The 16523-nt window shown below is 34.4% G+C and carries 13 protein-coding genes; 5 read left to right on the forward strand and 8 right to left on the reverse strand.

What is annotated here, in order from left to right:
- Nucleotides 1-156: 156 nt before the first annotated feature.
- Nucleotides 157-348: a hypothetical protein gene (locus A5866_RS06295; RefSeq protein WP_086278805.1), complete on the reverse strand. Its 192-nt coding sequence runs from the start codon at nucleotides 346-348 to the stop codon at nucleotides 157-159.
- A 331-nt stretch (nucleotides 349-679) separates the two neighbouring features.
- Here A5866_RS06295 and A5866_RS06300 point away from each other — a divergent pair, with 331 nt between their 5' ends.
- Together A5866_RS06300 and A5866_RS06305 are read left to right on the forward strand one after the other, a co-directional pair.
- Nucleotides 680-2935 (forward strand): ATP-dependent Clp protease ATP-binding subunit, encoded by a 2256-nt coding sequence (locus A5866_RS06300; RefSeq protein ID WP_176332543.1) that lies wholly within the window; start codon nucleotides 680-682, stop codon nucleotides 2933-2935.
- A 207-nt stretch (nucleotides 2936-3142) separates the two neighbouring features.
- On the forward strand, nucleotides 3143-3457 hold the full coding sequence (locus A5866_RS06305) for a DUF1827 family protein (RefSeq protein WP_086444053.1): 315 nt from the start codon (nucleotides 3143-3145) through the stop codon (nucleotides 3455-3457).
- Between the two features lie 90 nt (nucleotides 3458-3547).
- On the opposite strand, the gene A5866_RS06310 is transcribed toward A5866_RS06305, so the two are convergent.
- The 3 genes from A5866_RS06310 to A5866_RS06320 form a co-directional block, all read right to left on the reverse strand.
- Nucleotides 3548-4813: an MFS transporter gene (locus A5866_RS06310; protein ID WP_086444052.1), complete on the reverse strand. Its 1266-nt coding sequence runs from the start codon at nucleotides 4811-4813 to the stop codon at nucleotides 3548-3550.
- Between the two features lie 276 nt (nucleotides 4814-5089).
- Nucleotides 5090-5749: a CatB-related O-acetyltransferase gene (locus A5866_RS06315; RefSeq protein ID WP_086444051.1), complete on the reverse strand. Its 660-nt coding sequence runs from the start codon at nucleotides 5747-5749 to the stop codon at nucleotides 5090-5092.
- Between the two features lie 206 nt (nucleotides 5750-5955).
- A complete protein-coding gene (locus A5866_RS06320) occupies nucleotides 5956-7533 on the reverse strand; it encodes a peptide chain release factor 3 (RefSeq protein ID WP_086279675.1) in 1578 nt (525 codons plus the stop codon).
- A gap of 510 nt (nucleotides 7534-8043) precedes the next feature.
- On the opposite strand from A5866_RS06320, the gene A5866_RS06325 reads away from it, so the two are divergent.
- On the forward strand, nucleotides 8044-9537 hold the full coding sequence (locus A5866_RS06325) for a helix-turn-helix domain-containing protein (protein WP_086444050.1): 1494 nt from the start codon (nucleotides 8044-8046) through the stop codon (nucleotides 9535-9537).
- A gap of 51 nt (nucleotides 9538-9588) precedes the next feature.
- Here A5866_RS06325 and A5866_RS06330 read toward each other — a convergent pair whose 3' ends face one another.
- From A5866_RS06330 to A5866_RS06340, 3 genes are all read right to left on the reverse strand, one after another.
- Complete coding sequence (locus A5866_RS06330) at nucleotides 9589-10968, reverse strand: hemolysin family protein (protein ID WP_086278799.1); 1380 nt, start codon at nucleotides 10966-10968, stop codon at nucleotides 9589-9591.
- Between the two features lie 241 nt (nucleotides 10969-11209).
- Nucleotides 11210-12355: an AI-2E family transporter gene (locus A5866_RS06335; RefSeq protein WP_086444049.1), complete on the reverse strand. Its 1146-nt coding sequence runs from the start codon at nucleotides 12353-12355 to the stop codon at nucleotides 11210-11212.
- A 181-nt stretch (nucleotides 12356-12536) separates the two neighbouring features.
- Nucleotides 12537-12725 carry a hypothetical protein gene (locus tag A5866_RS06340; RefSeq protein WP_086278797.1) on the reverse strand — a complete coding sequence of 63 codons (189 nt, stop codon included), beginning with the start codon at nucleotides 12723-12725 and terminating at the stop codon, nucleotides 12537-12539.
- Nucleotides 12726-12945: 220 nt separating this feature from the next.
- On the opposite strand from A5866_RS06340, the gene A5866_RS06345 reads away from it, so the two are divergent.
- Together A5866_RS06345 and A5866_RS06350 are read left to right on the forward strand one after the other, a co-directional pair.
- The gene (locus A5866_RS06345; protein WP_339099754.1) at nucleotides 12946-14970 is read left to right on the forward strand and encodes a C40 family peptidase; all 2025 of its coding nucleotides are present in this window, start codon (nucleotides 12946-12948) and stop codon (nucleotides 14968-14970) included.
- 236 nt (nucleotides 14971-15206) lie between these two features.
- Nucleotides 15207-15641, forward strand: a complete 435-nt coding sequence (locus A5866_RS06350; RefSeq protein ID WP_086278796.1) for a GNAT family N-acetyltransferase — start codon at nucleotides 15207-15209, stop codon at nucleotides 15639-15641.
- Nucleotides 15642-15727: 86 nt separating this feature from the next.
- Here A5866_RS06350 and bph read toward each other — a convergent pair whose 3' ends face one another.
- Entirely contained in the window at nucleotides 15728-16261 is a 534-nt protein-coding gene (bph, locus tag A5866_RS06355) for a biofilm phosphatase Bph (protein WP_086278795.1), read from the reverse strand.
- Nucleotides 16262-16523 lie beyond the last annotated feature (262 nt).

Raw genomic sequence — 16523 nt, forward strand, 5'->3', positions numbered from 1 at the left:
GTAAGTAAAATATTTTTTTATGTTAGGGTTTTCCTTTCTTGACACGTTTCAAGTGAAACTAGAATCGAGAAAATGCCCTTTCAATTTTTAAGATTACCATTTTTTGTGAGTAGATACAACACTTTTCACCTATTTTTTATCGATTGAAACCATCAATTAATTTTCTTCCTTCATATAACGATATATAATTCGTCCATTTAATCCAGCTTCCCCGACAAAAGACATTCGATCTGGTAAATTTTTCCAAACTTCTCTAAAGGCTGTAAAGTCTTGCGGTTCTATCACTAATTCAGAAATAGTGCCTTCTTTTAAGGCATTGATTTGTTCTTCAAATGGATTTTCATACATTGATCGATCACAGCTTTCACTTTTATTTTTATCCTCTAGGTATTGTATGACAAAAAAAGATAATTGTCTAAATTATACTTATTCATTATACAAATAAACTTAGATAACTTTAGAAAAATATAATAATTTTTATTATAAGTAAATTAAGCGTCTCACTCACTTTGTTTGACTGTGCTATTTATCGACTCAATTTAGAGTTCAATTGCTTGATTCTTACTAAAAAGATGCTATAATAATTTCAAAGGTCAAAAATGGTCAGCGAACTATTTGACCTTTTCTAGAGGCCTTTGATACAAAATCAGTCTTATTTTGAAAGGACGTGTTTTATCCTATGATTTGTCAAAATTGTCAACAAAATCCAGCAACGATCCACTTATATGCAAATGTTAATGGTCAAAGAAAACAACTGGACTATTGCCAAAGTTGCTATCAAAAATTAAAAGCACAAGCAAATGATACTCAACCAACAATGTCTCAACAAGATCCATTTGGTTTTGGAAGCTTAGATGATTTATACCGCTCTTTATCACGTCAAATGCAAGAACAACAAGGACACCCTAATGGTCAAACTCCGCCGACCCAATTTGGCGATGGTAACGGTTTTAACGGTGGTCAGCCCCCTAGAGGTGGTGCTGGACAATCGAATGGCTTACTAGGTGAATACGGCATCAATATCACACAAGCCGCTAGAAATGGTGATGTTGATCCAGTTGTCGGTCGTGATGAAGAAATCAAACGTGTGATTGAGATCTTAAATCGACGTACGAAAAATAACCCTGTCTTGATTGGCGAACCTGGTGTTGGTAAGACAGCAGTCGTTGAAGGATTAGCACAAAAAATTGTGGATGGTGATGTTCCGCAAAAACTATTAGACAAAGAAGTCATTCGTTTAGATGTTGTTTCATTAGTTCAAGGAACAGGTATTCGCGGTCAATTTGAAGAACGTATGCAAAAATTGATCGAAGAAATCAAGCAAGCAGAAAACATCATTTTATTCATTGATGAAGTACATGAAATCGTTGGCGCTGGTGCTGCTGGTGACGGCAATATGGATGCTGGAAATATTTTAAAACCAGCACTCGCTCGTGGTGAGTTGCAAATGGTTGGTGCAACGACATTAAATGAATATCGTATCATCGAAAAAGATGCTGCTTTAGAACGTCGGATGCAACCAGTCCGTGTAGATGAACCAACTGTCGACGAAACGATTGCTATTCTTAAAGGGTTGCAAAAACGCTATGAAGATTATCATCATGTAAAATACACTGATGAAGCAATCAAAGCCGCTGCAACTTTATCCAATCGTTATATCCAAGATCGTTTCTTGCCTGACAAAGCAATTGATCTTTTAGATGAATCTGGCTCTAAAATGAACTTGACGATCCAAATTGTCGATCCTAAAACGATTGAAATGAAACTTGCAGATGCTGAGCAACAAAAACAACAAGCCTCTGCTGAAGAAGATTTCGAAAAAGCGGCCTATTACCGTGATCAAATCAATAAGCTGCAAGCAATGAAAGAAAAACAAATCAGCGATGAAGAAACGCCAGTAATTGGTGAGAAAAATATCGAGGCCATCGTTGAACAAAAAACAGGAATTCCTGTCGGTGATTTAAAAGAAAAAGAACAAACACAGTTGAAAAATCTAGCGGTCGACCTAAAAGCTCATGTCGTTGGGCAAGACGATGCAGTTGATAAAGTATCCAAAGCTATTCGCCGAAATCGCGTTGGTTTAGGAAAACAAAATCGTCCGATTGGTTCTTTCCTATTTGTAGGACCAACTGGTGTTGGTAAAACAGAATTAGCCAAACAATTAGCATACGAACTATTTGGTTCGGAAGATTCTATGATCCGTTTTGACATGAGTGAATACATGGAAAAACATAGTGTCTCTAAATTAATCGGTTCCCCTCCAGGTTATGTTGGTTATGACGAAGCTGGACAATTAACAGAAAAAGTTCGCCGTAATCCATACAGTTTGATTTTACTTGATGAAATTGAAAAAGCTCATCCAGATGTATTGCACATGTTCTTGCAAATTCTTGATGATGGACGTTTGACGGATGCTCAAGGTAGAACTGTTAGTTTTAAAGATACAATCATTATTATGACAAGTAATGCTGGTACAGGTAATGTAGAAGCCAATGTCGGCTTCGGCGCTGCTCGTGAGGGGCTTACAAAATCTGTTTTAGGGCAGTTGAATAATTTCTTCACACCAGAATTCTTGAATCGTTTTGACGGTATCATTGAATTTAAAGCCTTAAGTAAAGAAAACTTGATGAATATTGTTAGCTTGATGTTAGATGAAGTCAACGGTTTACTTGCTCATCAAAAAATCCAGATTGAAGTTCCAACGGATGTCAAAGAAAAATTAGTCGATCTAGGCTATGATCCTTCGATGGGTGCTCGTCCATTGCGTCGAACCATTCAAGAACAAATCGAAGATGGCATTGCTGAATACTTCTTAGACCATCCAGAAGAACATCAATTAGTTGCTAAGCTAGATGACGATGGAAAAATCATTGTTACAGGAGAAATTACGATAGATCCTAGTGATACCAGCGAAGCAACTCTAGAAAAAGAATAAAAAGTGAAGTCAATCAGGCAAACTGATTGACTTTTTTGTGTTTTTTGAGACAAATTTCTTTTTATTTCGGTTAAAAAAATTTATAATAAGAGTGAGTGAAATTTATATCAAATTTTAAGAAAGATTATTCCAACTCTATCAAATCTGTGAATACTCTGTTTTTTATTATTATCATAAAAAATAATTACTTAAATTGAGGTGAAAAAAATGAAATTAGTCAATGTAACCAACAGCTACAAACAGTTAGTCAATAAACAACTAGAAAATACCGATGCATACTTTGTTAAAGTTTATTCAGCGGGTAACACGACCGTCGTTTATACAGAAGCTGCTCAACATGCTGAAATATTGATCGTAAATAAAAAACGTGCCGTTCGTAAAACAGAAATCAATGAAATTCTGACTTACGTTTTAAAACGGATACCAAAAGAAAAATATAACCGTAATCAAATTTCGATCATTGAACTAAAAGATGTTATTGAAATTTCGATTCCGATGACTTCTAACCTTGTTGAAAGTTAGATAAATTCAATAAAAAAGAGCGAAATAAAACGGACTATCGTTTTATTTCGCTCTTTTTATTTCTTTTAATTAAACACTTCTGTCCTCTTTTTACTCCTTACTGTAACTTACCTCACCGATTTCAGCATCTGTTGAATTTTTAAATAGATACCAGCATAGTCCTGAAACTAATAACACTGACACTGCAACGATCATCACCTGAAAAAACACATTCGTCGTAGTCGTTTTAAACAAGAAACCAATTATGATTTGACCAACTGGAACTGCACATTGTGAAACAGCCATAATCGTGGCCATTATTTTACCAATATTTTCTTTTGGTGTTATTCTTTGAACCATGGAAATCAAGTAAATAGAAATAAGGCTCATCATCATTCCAATTGGAATTCCAGTTATGATAAATACTGCAAAGCCGATCATATTTCCCATAGGATTTCCTGCAAACATTAAACCAACGTTCATTAAAATCAATAATAGACCAGATAGCGTAAACATTTTATAAAGATTATTTATTCGTAATTCCTTTGTGAAAACCCCAGTAAAAATCGCTCCAAGAATTGTTGATAAACTAATTACTGATAACCCAATCCCATAAACTGTATCACTTGCTTGTAAAACAACTCTTAATACAATGGGAACCCCTACAATAAAAAAGGCCGATAACGTAAAGTTGATAAGTGCCGCAATCAAAATAGAATTGAAAATAATTCGATTATTACGAACTTCTCTAAAACCATCCTTTAAATCACCTGTTAATGTACTTAAAACACCAGACTCCATTGGTCGCTTTTCAAAAGGAATCCGTAAAAAAGTTTCTATAATTGCCGCTAGAATAAAAAATACAGCACTTCCTACAATCAATTTTTGAGCACCTAATATACTATATAAAATACCTCCAATAATAGGGGCAACTACATTTGACATGGATAAAACAGCATTAACCAACCCATTTATTTGCTCCAATTGGTCCTTTTTTACTAATAGAGGGATACTCGCAGTTACTACGGGTGTATCAAAACTACCAACAATTGATAGTAAAAATAACAGCAAACCAATCATAACGATTGAATCAGTCAAGCCTAAAATAAAAAATAATATTACAGCTAACACTGCATTCGTAATATCCATTAAAACCATTAACAAACGACGATCAAATCGATCTGCGATCGCTCCACCAATCGGAGCAAACAAGACTGGAATACTGGAAATGGCAAGAATCGTCGCAAATATATCCGCCCTTCCTGTTTTATCCAATACATAAAGCGATAAAGCAAATCGTAAAATCGCTCCGCCGAAAACTGATATAACCTGTCCCAATACCAAATACAAAATATTTTTATTCACTTTCCCCATCATTTTTTCTCCCTATCTACCTTATTTATCAAGCTAAAATACCTTGATACCTAAGTTTACCATTCTGACTTTATACAACACTCAGGCTAAAGTCTTGTATTCACTAAGACTATCGCCCTATCTTAGACTGGAATTAAATTTAATATAGAGACACAAAAACGTTTAAGGAATAACCTCATGAGGTTATTCCTTAAACGTTTTATATTCCAGTAAAAGATAAGAATAGTCGCAACTTTTTCGTAATAAGCTGAAATTACGGTAAACACTTTTTTTCGGTCTCTACTTTAAAATATATCTTTTATAATACGTATACAGCTCTTTGATAGAATCACTCATCAAAATATCTTTTGCTGACTCCACTTGTTCTATCGTCCAATCAAACCATCTCAGTTCTAAAAGTAATTTAATTTCCTCATCTGAAAATCTCTGTTTGATCACTCTCGCTGGATTACCGCCGACAATCGTATATGGCGGAACATCTTTAACAACCATAGAACCAGCTGCAATCACGGCACCTTCACCAATTGTAACACCTGGCATGATCATCGCATTCATCCCGATCCACGCATCACTTTTAATTACTGTGTTCCCTTTTGGTTCATAAGATTTCTCTACATGGCTAGCAAAAGGATATACAGTGATCCAGTCTGGATGATGATAGTGATTACCACCCATTAAAATCGTAGCCCCTGCTGCAATACATACATAATTTCCAATAATCAATTTATCTAAATGCCAGCCCATCTCTTTGATAGGATCGAAGGCTGCTCTTGTCAATGGATCTCCCCATAAATAACGAACACAACCATTCTCGAACTCTTGACTGCCATAATAGCCAGAGTAATAAGAACATTTGCCTACTTCAATCAAAGGATTTGTCACCAAATCCTTTAAGAACATTGTGTCTGACCACTTTTCAAAATTGTGATTATTTGTCATTTTTTCTTCCTCGCTTCTAAGTTTGATTTTTCTTTTGACTTAGAAGCTTACTACCACTGAAACATTTTTTAATTGTCTTAAACGACGACTCATATTTATCACTCCAATAATGAAATTGATTATATGGTTATGTCTCTTTAATGTCAAATACTAAAAAGAACGTTCCTATCAATTTAACATTGATAAGAACGTTCACTAATATTCGCTTACATCAAACTCTTCAATTCAACGTCTGGATACTTATCTGCAAACCAACGCATCGCAAACTGATTTTCAAATAAGAATAACGGTTGATCAAAACGGTCACGAGCTAAGATGTTTCGGCTAGAACTCATGCGTTCATCTAAATCAGCTGGATCGATCCAACGAGCGATTTTTGAACCCATCGGTGTCATGATTACTTCTGCATTATATTCATTCAGCATACGATGTTGGAACACTTCAAATTGTAATTGTCCAACTGCTCCGATGATATATTCTTCAGTTAAATAAGTTTTGTACAATTGGATCGCACCTTCTTGAACCAATTGGTAAATGCCTTTGTGGAATGATTTTTGTTTCATCACATTTTTGGCACTGACTTTCATAAATAGTTCTGGTGTAAATGATGGTAGTTCTTCATACTGAACTTTTAATTTTCCTTCGTACAATGTATCACCGATTTGGTAATTACCGGTATCATAAATTCCAATAATATCTCCAGCTACGGCTTCCTCAACATTTTCTCTGGCATCAGCCATAAATTGTGTTACATTACTTAACTTGATTTTCTTACCTGTTCTACCAAGAATAACGTCCATGCCCCGCTCAAATGTGCCTGAACAAATCCGGACAAAAGCAATACGATCTCGGTGAGCAGGATTCATGTTGGCCTGGATCTTAAACACAAAGCCAGAAAATTCTTCTTCATAAGGGCTAACTTCTTGTCCCTCTTCTGTTTTATGACCATATGGTGAAGGAGCAAACTGTAAGAATGTTTCCAACATTGTTTGTACCCCAAAATTGGTTAAGGCAGAACCAAAGAAGACCGGTGTTTGATCCCCACGTGCGATTTTCTCCGTATCAAATTCATCGCCTGCTTCAACTAATAGCTCAACTTCTTCCAATACTTGTCTATAAACACTGTCTTGGTGTAATGGCAAATCACTTGGAATATCACCATCCACTAATGGAATAAAGCGTTCACCATTATTATTTTCAGGTCGATAAACTTCTACACGTTTGTTGTAGATATCATATAACCCATGCAGCCCTTTTCCCATACCGATTGGCCAATTCATTGGGTAAGATTCAATATCTAACAATTCTTCTAATTCTTCAAGTAACTCTAACGGTTCACGACCATCTCTATCTAATTTATTGATAAATGTAAAAATCGGAATTCCTCGTTTTTTAACAACTTGGAATAATTTCTTTGTTTGTGCCTCGATCCCTTTGGCGCTATCGATTACCATGACGGCACTATCGACAGCCATCAAAGTTCGGTACGTATCTTCTGAAAAATCTTCGTGTCCAGGTGTATCTAAAATATTGACACGTTTTCCATCATAATCAAATTGCATAACAGAACTTGTTACAGAAATTCCTCTTTGTTTTTCAATTTCCATCCAGTCGGATTTTGCAAAATTCCCTGTTTTCTTCCCTTTAACCGTTCCAGCTTGACGGATCGCTCCTCCAAAAAGTAAAAGTTGTTCTGTGATCGTTGTTTTACCAGCATCCGGATGGGAAATAATCGCAAAGGTACGGCGGCTATCTACTTGTTCTTTTAAATGTGGATTATTCATTTGTTGCTCCAATCTATTATTATTTTCTAAGAAAAAAGTCATTATTTATTTAAAGGATCTCTACATCGGAAAATTCTCCCTACTCTTTATTATTCAACTAGTGTAGTATATCATGGAATTACCGTAGTTTTCAAAGTCTTTAGCTAAGTTTCAAAAAAAAATCGAAGAGACCAAAACAAAACTCAACGAATTTTGTCTTGATCTCTATTAATTGGGGAAGAAATTGATCTTAATAATAATTTTGCTAAAAAGCTAGCATTGCTTCATAAGAATTGCTTTACACTTAACTAAATTAAGTATAAAGTTAGCTATTCAAATGTGCAAATGTCTAAAATTTCAGACTAACTCAGTTATTTTCAGCTTATTATCGTTATTTATTAAAACCAAATAGCTTATATTTCAACATATTTATCATTAAAAGCGTTATTATATTATTTCTTTTTTTACGAATTATTCAAATTAGGTCCATACCTTTTACTTTATTGACAAATTTATTTTAAGGAGGAAAAAATGTTAGCAGCAATGATGTTGGAAGATACTGCTAAACGAAAACTGACACTTTTTAAATTGTTGGCTACTTTTTCTAATCAGCAGTATAGTATTAACTTTTTTGAAAAAAGACTTGATTATTCTTATAGCCGTGTAGTTTATCTGCTGGAATTAATTCAACAAGACCTATCTAAGATTACTGGCGAAGAGGTGAAGATTCTTCAAGTAGATGGTGTTCGTTATAATCAAAAGATTAAATATGATAGCTACTATCAATACTTGATTACTCAAAGTATTCCTTATCAGTTACTAATTTCTATCCTTTTTTATCCCAATGACAATCTTACTAAATTTTGTCAAAAACATTATCAGAGTAGAACTACTGTTGTTCGAAAATCCAAACTATTAAGTGATTATTTTAAACAATTCAACATTAAACTGAACACTTCTAAACTATCTCTTTATGGTGATGAACGTATCATTAGAATTACATTATACACACTGATTTGGCTGGCATCTCAAGGAACAAATTTACCTAAAATAGATAATAATCCCATTGATTATATAGAAATAACCAAAAAGATCAGTCCTTATTTTCCAGATAGCTTTAGTTACTCGGCGGACAAACAAATCACATTGATCTTAGATATTATTTATCTACGAGTCAAATCTGGTCACCTAGTGACAGAAAAAACGACGATTGCTCCTTACATTCCAACGAGCCCAGCTTATGCAAAAATTTTCTTTGGTGATTTGATCAAAGAGACAAACATCTTGGAAGCAGAAGCCCAATATGCTGCTTATTTATTGATTGCTACACCAAACTTTTTTAGAAATAATGATCATCGTCTAACCTTATTGTCTGATTATTTAAAAAATCAAACAAATTCTGCTACTAAATTGCTAGAAGAATTTTGTGCTGTATTTAAGGAGGAATTTATGCCCAGTGACTTTTCATGGGAAGATGCTCCTATCCTATTTGGAAATATAGCAAATATTATTTTTTCGACCACAATCAGCGAAAAAACATTTCCAACATTGTTTCACCTGATCAATCATTCTTCATACTCCAAAAATGAATATTATTATCAGTTATTGACCCATTTTAAAGCTTTATTTCATAAGATTACGAAAAGAAAGAACTTTGGTTGGCTTAAAGAGAATATTGAACAACTATCAGATACGTTAGCCGCTTTACTAGTTCCTCTTTATGAATCTTACCGAGTCAATAAGATTGTCCGTATTGCGTTGATTGCAGAATCTAATTATCTACTTATTCAGCCTTTAACACAGTTTATAGAGGAATTACCTTTTGTGCAATTAGTCGCTTATAGTCATGGGAAGTTTTCTTCGTTTGACTTTGTTGTGGCTACTTCCTCCTATTTAATACCAGAAGAATGTCGTGTACCTGCTTTTGTCTTTCGCTTTTCAGCCGATAATGACGAACAATACATCGGTCTTTATCAAGCAATTAAAGCAGTCCATAATCAAAAAGGTATTGATCCAACGTACTAAAAAAGAAGGAGCAAAAATAGCTAGGCTATTTCTGTTCCTTCTCTTTTATTTTTATCTTCTTGGTTCGTCATCCTCTAATTCTTTACGGAAAAAACGACGATTTTCTTCTGGTTCTTCATCAACAACATCTTCATCATGGAAGACAACTTTTAACGCTAAAACTCTCGTTCCTTCCATTTCTTCAGATGTTAAAGTAAGGTTGCCAACATCAAATGAAAGCTTCTCTCCTTCATCTGGAATCGTCCCTAAGGCTGTGATAAGATAACCAGCCATTGTATCCACATCACTCATGTGCAAGTCGGTTCCAAAGGCCTCATTGAACTCATCAATCAGCATTCTACCTTGAACTAAATACTCATGTTCATTGATTTTTGCATATAAGTTTTCGACTTCATCTGTCTCATCATCGATTTCTCCAACAATTTCTTCTAATAAATCTTCTAATGTTGCCAAACCAACAACGCCACCATATTCATCTAATAAAATAGCCATTTGGTTTTGGGTTCTTTTTAGTTCATATAATAAATCATCGATAAAAATCGTTTCTGGGACAAAAAGCGGTTCTTGGATAATATTTTTTAATTGAATATTGTCAAAACCAAATTTATGGGCTGCTTTTAATAAGTTTTTAGTATGAAGGACACCCACAATTTTATCTTTATCTTCGTTATAAACAGGAATTCTCGAATAATTCTCTGATAATACTGCATCAATATTTTTTTGAATATCATCTTCAATATCAATCATAAATGCATCTGTTCGTGGTACCATGACTTCACGGGCAACTTTAGTATCTAAAGAGAATACTCCTTGAAGCATTTCCAACTCATCATTATCTAAAACACCTTCTGATTCCAGCATATAGCGCATTTCATCACGGGTCATTTTTGAATCAGCATCGTCAAATTTCATTGGTGTAAGCTTTGAAAGTAAATCTGTTGAAGCTGACAATAACCATACGAATGGTTTAGCAACAACACCGATTACACGTACGAACCCTGATGTAGCTTGCGCTACTTCTTCTGATTTATTCATTGCAATTCGTTTTGGATACAACTCACCAAAAACGATCGATACATAGGTCAATAAAGCTAAAATAATAATATTCGCAATATTTTTTGCAGCAGCACCGCCACCAAGTACTGGTGCTAATTTTGCTGATAATGAGTCAGCTAACGAGGCCCCAGATAAAATATTGACTAACGTAATACCAACTTGGATTGTTGATAAAAAGCTTGTCGGGTCTTGTAAGACTTTCAGTAATTTCTTAGCCTTTGCATCGCCTTCTTCAGCTTTTTGTTCGACACGATTCTTATTTACAGAAACTACCGCGATTTCTGATGCTGCAAGAAAAGCGTTGATCAACGTTAAAACGACCAACAATAAAATTTGCGCGATAAGCGACTGACTCTCGGGGTCAGCATTATTCATAATGTTTTCTCTCCTTAAATGTCTGCGGGAATGACTAAACGAGCTAATTCAATAAAAATAGACGCCATGAACAGATTTTTGTTATCTTATTCGTACTATTTTTTTCAAAAATTTAGTTCGTATTTCAAACAAATCCCAAATCTAGAAAGGGTTGCTTTCTTTGTTTTAAAAAAACGTGACTACATGAGGTAGTCACGTTAAAATCGTATCACAAACACGAGCTGATTTCAATATTCAGCAACTATTTTTCCTTACTTTCTGGCGAATTTATTTCGTCAGGCAACTCAAGGATTGGTTGTTCGTCTAGTTTATTCTGATGAAACATTTGAAAAATATGGACAACGATTGTTTTACACACTGCGTAAAACGGTACTGCTAAGAATATCCCTAAAAGTCCAGCGATATTCCCAGCAACTAGTAAAATAAGAATAATTGTCAATGGATGGATTTGCAATGATTTACCGATTACGTTTGGATAGATAATATTCCCGTCGATTTGTTGGACGATCAATACAACCAAACAACATAGTAAGGCTTTAAAAGGTTCATCAAAAACGGTCACAAAAACCGCTGGAGCCAGTCCGATATATGGTCCTAAATAAGGAATCAAATTGGTTATACCAGCAATCACACCAAATAAAAATGCATATCGAACACCGATTAATGAGTAACCGATAACAGTAAAGGTGGCTACGAATAAACATTCAATTGCCTGACCACTAATATAACTTGATAATGTTTTATTTAATTTTCCTAACAACTCAACAATGTCATTCTGACGCTTTTTAGGTAAAAAACGTTTGATTCCTGGGACCATCCGATCCCCATCTTTTAACATATAAAACAGAATAAATGGCGCAGTAACAATAATGATTGTGGTCGATGCAACGGTTGATACAATCGAGCCTAAGCTACTAGACAATCCACTAATAAACTGTTGAATAATGTTACCATATGAAATATCTAACTGCTCAATATATTTCGTTAAATCAAAATCTTTAAAAATCGGTAACTCCGCCATTTGATACACCCATGCCTCCACGCTTTTAAAAACATCTGGCATATTAGAAGCTAAACTAGATAATTGGGAAATCAGGCTAGGAATCACACTAACTAAAAGCAATACAAGTGCTATGATCAATAGTAAAAATACGATCAAAATCGCAAAGATTCGTTTCATTTTGGTTTTCATCAATAAATTGACGATTGGATTTAAAATATAATACAAAAATCCGGCTACCAAAACTGGTGCGAATAAGGTTGAAAAAAATGTCCCTATCGGCGTAAAAATAAAATTGATCTTTGATGAAACAAAAATCAACGTGGCGATGACTAATAACTCTGCCGACCAAAAAAATAACTTTGATTGTCTTAATTTTTCAAACAAAGAGGATCCTCCTTTATCAATAAAAAATGATTGCTTGTTAATAGATTTTAGCATAATTGTTACTAAATAGGATAGCACTATTTTTCTGTACTAGTTTGCTTTCTAAAATGCCGATTGAACTTATATAAAAAACATCCGTCAAATTAGCTGTCCGGATGTTTCTAGTGATTGTTTGATTTGGTTATTTTTTAAAGAAGCCTTTGACCTTATCGGCTAGTCCTCCTGCATCAACATCAGGGATCATTCCTTTAATTTTTTCATATTGTTCACCAATATCATCTTTGTGTTCTTCAAGGAATTGCTTAGCCTTTTCAAAATTTCCTTCACCAATCAACTCTTTGACTTTTTGCACAATTTCATCTGGATTCATGACGCCCACAACCTTTCTTTTTTGTTATTTCTACTGTACACCGCTGTTATTATTTTTACAAAAGTTATACATCAATTTCTCTTAAAATCCTACTATCTTTTTTTAGATATAATCAATATAACAGAATTGTCAATTCTCTTTCAAAAAGAGAACAGCACATACAAATAAAAGGGTATGGTATAATGATATTAATTCCACAAACGAAAAAGGAGTTTTTTTTATGTTTATAAAAAATAATATGTATCTTATGTTGGCGGTCACTTTTATCTCATTATCAACTAGCACAGCAATTTTCACAGAAACTGTTTCAGCTGAGCAAACATCAACCGAAATTTCTGAAAGTACTACCCTATCGAAAGATTCAACTACAGGAAATACCATGGAAACTGCTAGTAGTTCTTCTAGCACAAAAGAAACAGTAATTAGTAGCGCTGATGAAGCTAATCAGATTAATAATGTTGAACAAACCAGTCCAATTCCTGTTACTGACGATGAAGAGGAATTAAGAAAACAATTTGAAGCAGATTACAGAAGTAGTGTTATGTCATTTGAAGAATATAAATCATTCATTGAAACGTTGAAAAAATTGACTCCTACTCAATCTGATCTGCCCGCTGCCCGCGCTTTTAGTGCAGGAACCCAAAGAGATCAAATTGTAGCAGAAGCAAAAAAGCATTTAGGAAAACCTTATACACAAAAACATCCTGATCGATTAGGACCGAACAAGTTTGATTGTTCTGGACTGACTCGCTATGTATTTTTGCAAGTAACGGGGAAAAATATTGGTGATTGGACTGTACCACAAGAAAAATCAGGAACAAAAGTATCTATTTCTAAAGCAACGATTTCGCAATTACAACCAGGGGATCTTCTTTTTTGGGGAAATACTGGTGCTACCTATCACGTAGCACTTTACATTGGTAATGGACAATATATTCATGCTCCAAACTATGATACTAATGTTGAAGTATCTCAGATTTGGTGGTCAGAATTTCCACCTAGCTTTGCCTTAAAAATGAACTTATCAGATCCTGTCGCTCAAGGAGAACCTATTAATGATGGCTCGTATGTCACCATCACTAAAAAAGGATACGATATCTATAATTCATTTGACTGGTCAATAAAGACTACTTCCGACAAAATACTTAATAACACCTACCAAGCTAAAGTAAAATATAACCATTCAAACGGTATCACTTATTTTTCTTTATATGACAGCAATGGAACTTGGCAAGGCTATGTCAATTCCAAGGCCGTAGAAAAGGGCGCTGGGAAACAAGGCGCTTGGATGAAAAATGATGACTTTGTCACCGTTACAAAAAATGGCGGTACTATTTGGGGCAATATTGATGATTTTTCTTCCGTAAAAGGTAGTACAACTAGTCTTTATCAAAAAACCTATCATGCTCAAGGTCGTTACAATCACTTTTCGGGACAAGTTTATTATTCTTTATATGACAGTAATGGCGCTTGGCAAGGTTTTATTAACAAAAGAGATGTGGAGCGAGGTGCTGGGAAACAAGGCGCTTGGATGAAAAATGATGACTTCGTCACCGTTATAAAAAAAGGCGGTACTGTTTGGAGTAACATTGATGATTTTTCTTCCGTAAAAGGTAGTACAACTAGTCTTTATCAAAAAACCTATCATGCTCAAGGTCGTTACAATCACTTTTCGGGACAAGTTTATTATTCTTTATATGACAGTAATGGCGCTTGGCAAGGTTTTATTAACAAAAGCGATGTGGAGCGAGGTGCTGGGAAACAAGGCGCTTGGATGAAAAATGATGACTTCGTCACCGTTATAAAAAAAGGCGGTACTATTTGGAGTAACATTTATGATTTTTCTTCCGTAAAAGGCAGTACCACTAGTCTTTATCAAAAAACCTATCATGCTCAAGGTCGTTACAATCACTTTTCGGGACAAGTTTACTATTCTTTATATGATAGTAAAGGTATCTGGCAAGGGTTCATCAACAAGAGAGATGTGGAACGAGGTGCTGGGAAGCAAGGCGCTTGGATAAGCAATAATGAACAAGTGACGATTGCAAAAAAAGATTACACTATTTGGGGAGATATTAACACTTTTTCTTCAAAAAAAGGAACTACTAATAATATATACAAAAAAGTTTACCATGCACAAGGACGTTACAATCACTTTTCAGGTACAGTTTATTATTCTTTATACGATAATAATAAAAAATGGATTGGGTTTATTAACAAAACAGGTGTATCTGTTAATCATTAATTTAATAATTTTTTCCACTCTCAAAAAATAATCCAAACCATCAAGGAGTCACAATAAAATATTGTGACTTTTTTAACAGTTAACTATATATTGCTAAAATTGAAGAATTGATAACTATTCATTTCATAAGAAAATATTCCAAAATAATTAATTTTTCATTTTCCTATTTAAATAACTCTAACAACTCTCTTTATTTTAAGTTACAATAAACAAAATACTTATGACAGAGGTGCCAAATGAAAATTGTTCACACTAAAGATACTATGAGTGATATCTACTTAGATGCAGTTAAAATTCGTCGTCAGGTGTTTATGTTGGAACAAGGAGTTCCTGGTGAAATTGAAATCGATAAATATGAAGCAGCTTGTATTCATTTTGTTTTGTATGGCGATAACAACGAATCTATTGCTACTTGTCGTTTATTACCGCTTGCAGAGGGAATGATAAAATTACAGCGCATGGCCGTTCAAAAAGAGTTTAGAGGTCATGATTATGGTCGCGTGATCGTAGAAAGCGCTGAGCAATTTGCAAAAGAGCAAGGATACAACACAATTACTTTAGGTGCTCAAATTACCGCACTTGGCTTCTATGAAAAAATGGGGTATATCAAAGAAGGTGAAATGTTTCTTGATGCCGCTATTGAACATTATCAGATGAATAAACAGTTTTAGTTTATTTAGCCAAATAAAAAGTCACCCAAGAAAAACTTAATCAAGTTCTACTTGGGTGACTTTTTTCATTTAACATCTTACATTGGCTATTTCTTTGATAGCTCTTGGTATCGCTTATACCAAATATCGACATAGGCTTCAGAAAATGGGCCTTTTTCATTATTAATCCAATCCACTAACGTCTTAACATTTTCTTTTAGAATAAAATCAATATCTTCAGGATACTCCATTATTTTGCTATGAAATTCATATTCATCGACATCTAATAAGCGTTTTTCCCCATCAGGAAAAACTTTGATATCCAAATCATAATCAATATATTTCAACGCTTCATCATCTAAAAGATAAGGTGACGCCAGATTGCAGTAATAAGAAACCCCCTTTTCTCTAATCATCGCTATTATGTTGAACCAGTATTTTTTATGAAAATAAACAATAGCTGGTTCACGAGTAACCCAACGCCTACCATCAGACTCTGTCACCAAAGTATGATCGTTGACACCAATCAAAGAATACTCGCTTGTTTTTAATACCATAGTATCTCGCCATGTTCGATGCAAATGTCCATCGTGTTTGTAACTTTGAATCGTTACAAATTCACCTTCTTTTGGAATTGCCATAGTCCCCCAACTTTCCCTAGTACGAAAAATCGCTTCTCAAAGCTGATTACTCTTCGTTTGGGTGTTCATTACACCGATATCATTATAATTATATCATAATTTTCAGCTTTGCATACTAAGTAGTTTGTTTTCTCACAGCGATGAGGAATATCTTTTGAAATATAGGGCTTGCTTTTAGTTTTTTTATAAAGTTGAAATTGAGATGTTTTTAAAGAAAGGCTAGCTCTGTCCCCAACACTTAACGTAGAGTACCAACCTATAT

It is taken from the genome of Enterococcus sp. 12C11_DIV0727 (assembly GCF_002148425.2).
Lineage (GTDB): Bacteria > Bacillota > Bacilli > Lactobacillales > Enterococcaceae > Enterococcus_L > Enterococcus_L lemimoniae.

Excerpts from the sequence above, each read along its gene's own strand:
- bph (WP_086278795.1), bottom strand. The coding sequence starts at position 16,261 with ATGGCAATTCCAAAAGAAGGTGAATTTGTAACGATTCAAAGTTACAAA.
- A5866_RS06310 (WP_086444052.1), bottom strand. The coding sequence starts at position 4,813 with ATGATGGGGAAAGTGAATAAAAATATTTTGTATTTGGTATTGGGACAG.
- A5866_RS06325 (WP_086444050.1), top strand. The coding sequence starts at position 8,044 with ATGTTAGCAGCAATGATGTTGGAAGATACTGCTAAACGAAAACTGACA.
- A5866_RS06350 (WP_086278796.1), top strand. The coding sequence starts at position 15,207 with ATGAAAATTGTTCACACTAAAGATACTATGAGTGATATCTACTTAGAT.
- A5866_RS06315 (WP_086444051.1), bottom strand. The coding sequence starts at position 5,749 with ATGACAAATAATCACAATTTTGAAAAGTGGTCAGACACAATGTTCTTA.
- A5866_RS06300 (WP_176332543.1), top strand. The coding sequence starts at position 680 with ATGATTTGTCAAAATTGTCAACAAAATCCAGCAACGATCCACTTATAT.
- A5866_RS06345 (WP_339099754.1), top strand. The coding sequence starts at position 12,946 with ATGTTTATAAAAAATAATATGTATCTTATGTTGGCGGTCACTTTTATC.
- A5866_RS06340 (WP_086278797.1), bottom strand. The coding sequence starts at position 12,725 with ATGAATCCAGATGAAATTGTGCAAAAAGTCAAAGAGTTGATTGGTGAA.
- A5866_RS06330 (WP_086278799.1), bottom strand. The coding sequence starts at position 10,968 with ATGAATAATGCTGACCCCGAGAGTCAGTCGCTTATCGCGCAAATTTTA.
- A5866_RS06295 (WP_086278805.1), bottom strand. The coding sequence starts at position 348 with ATGTATGAAAATCCATTTGAAGAACAAATCAATGCCTTAAAAGAAGGC.
- A5866_RS06320 (WP_086279675.1), bottom strand. The coding sequence starts at position 7,533 with ATGAATAATCCACATTTAAAAGAACAAGTAGATAGCCGCCGTACCTTT.
- A5866_RS06305 (WP_086444053.1), top strand. The coding sequence starts at position 3,143 with ATGAAATTAGTCAATGTAACCAACAGCTACAAACAGTTAGTCAATAAA.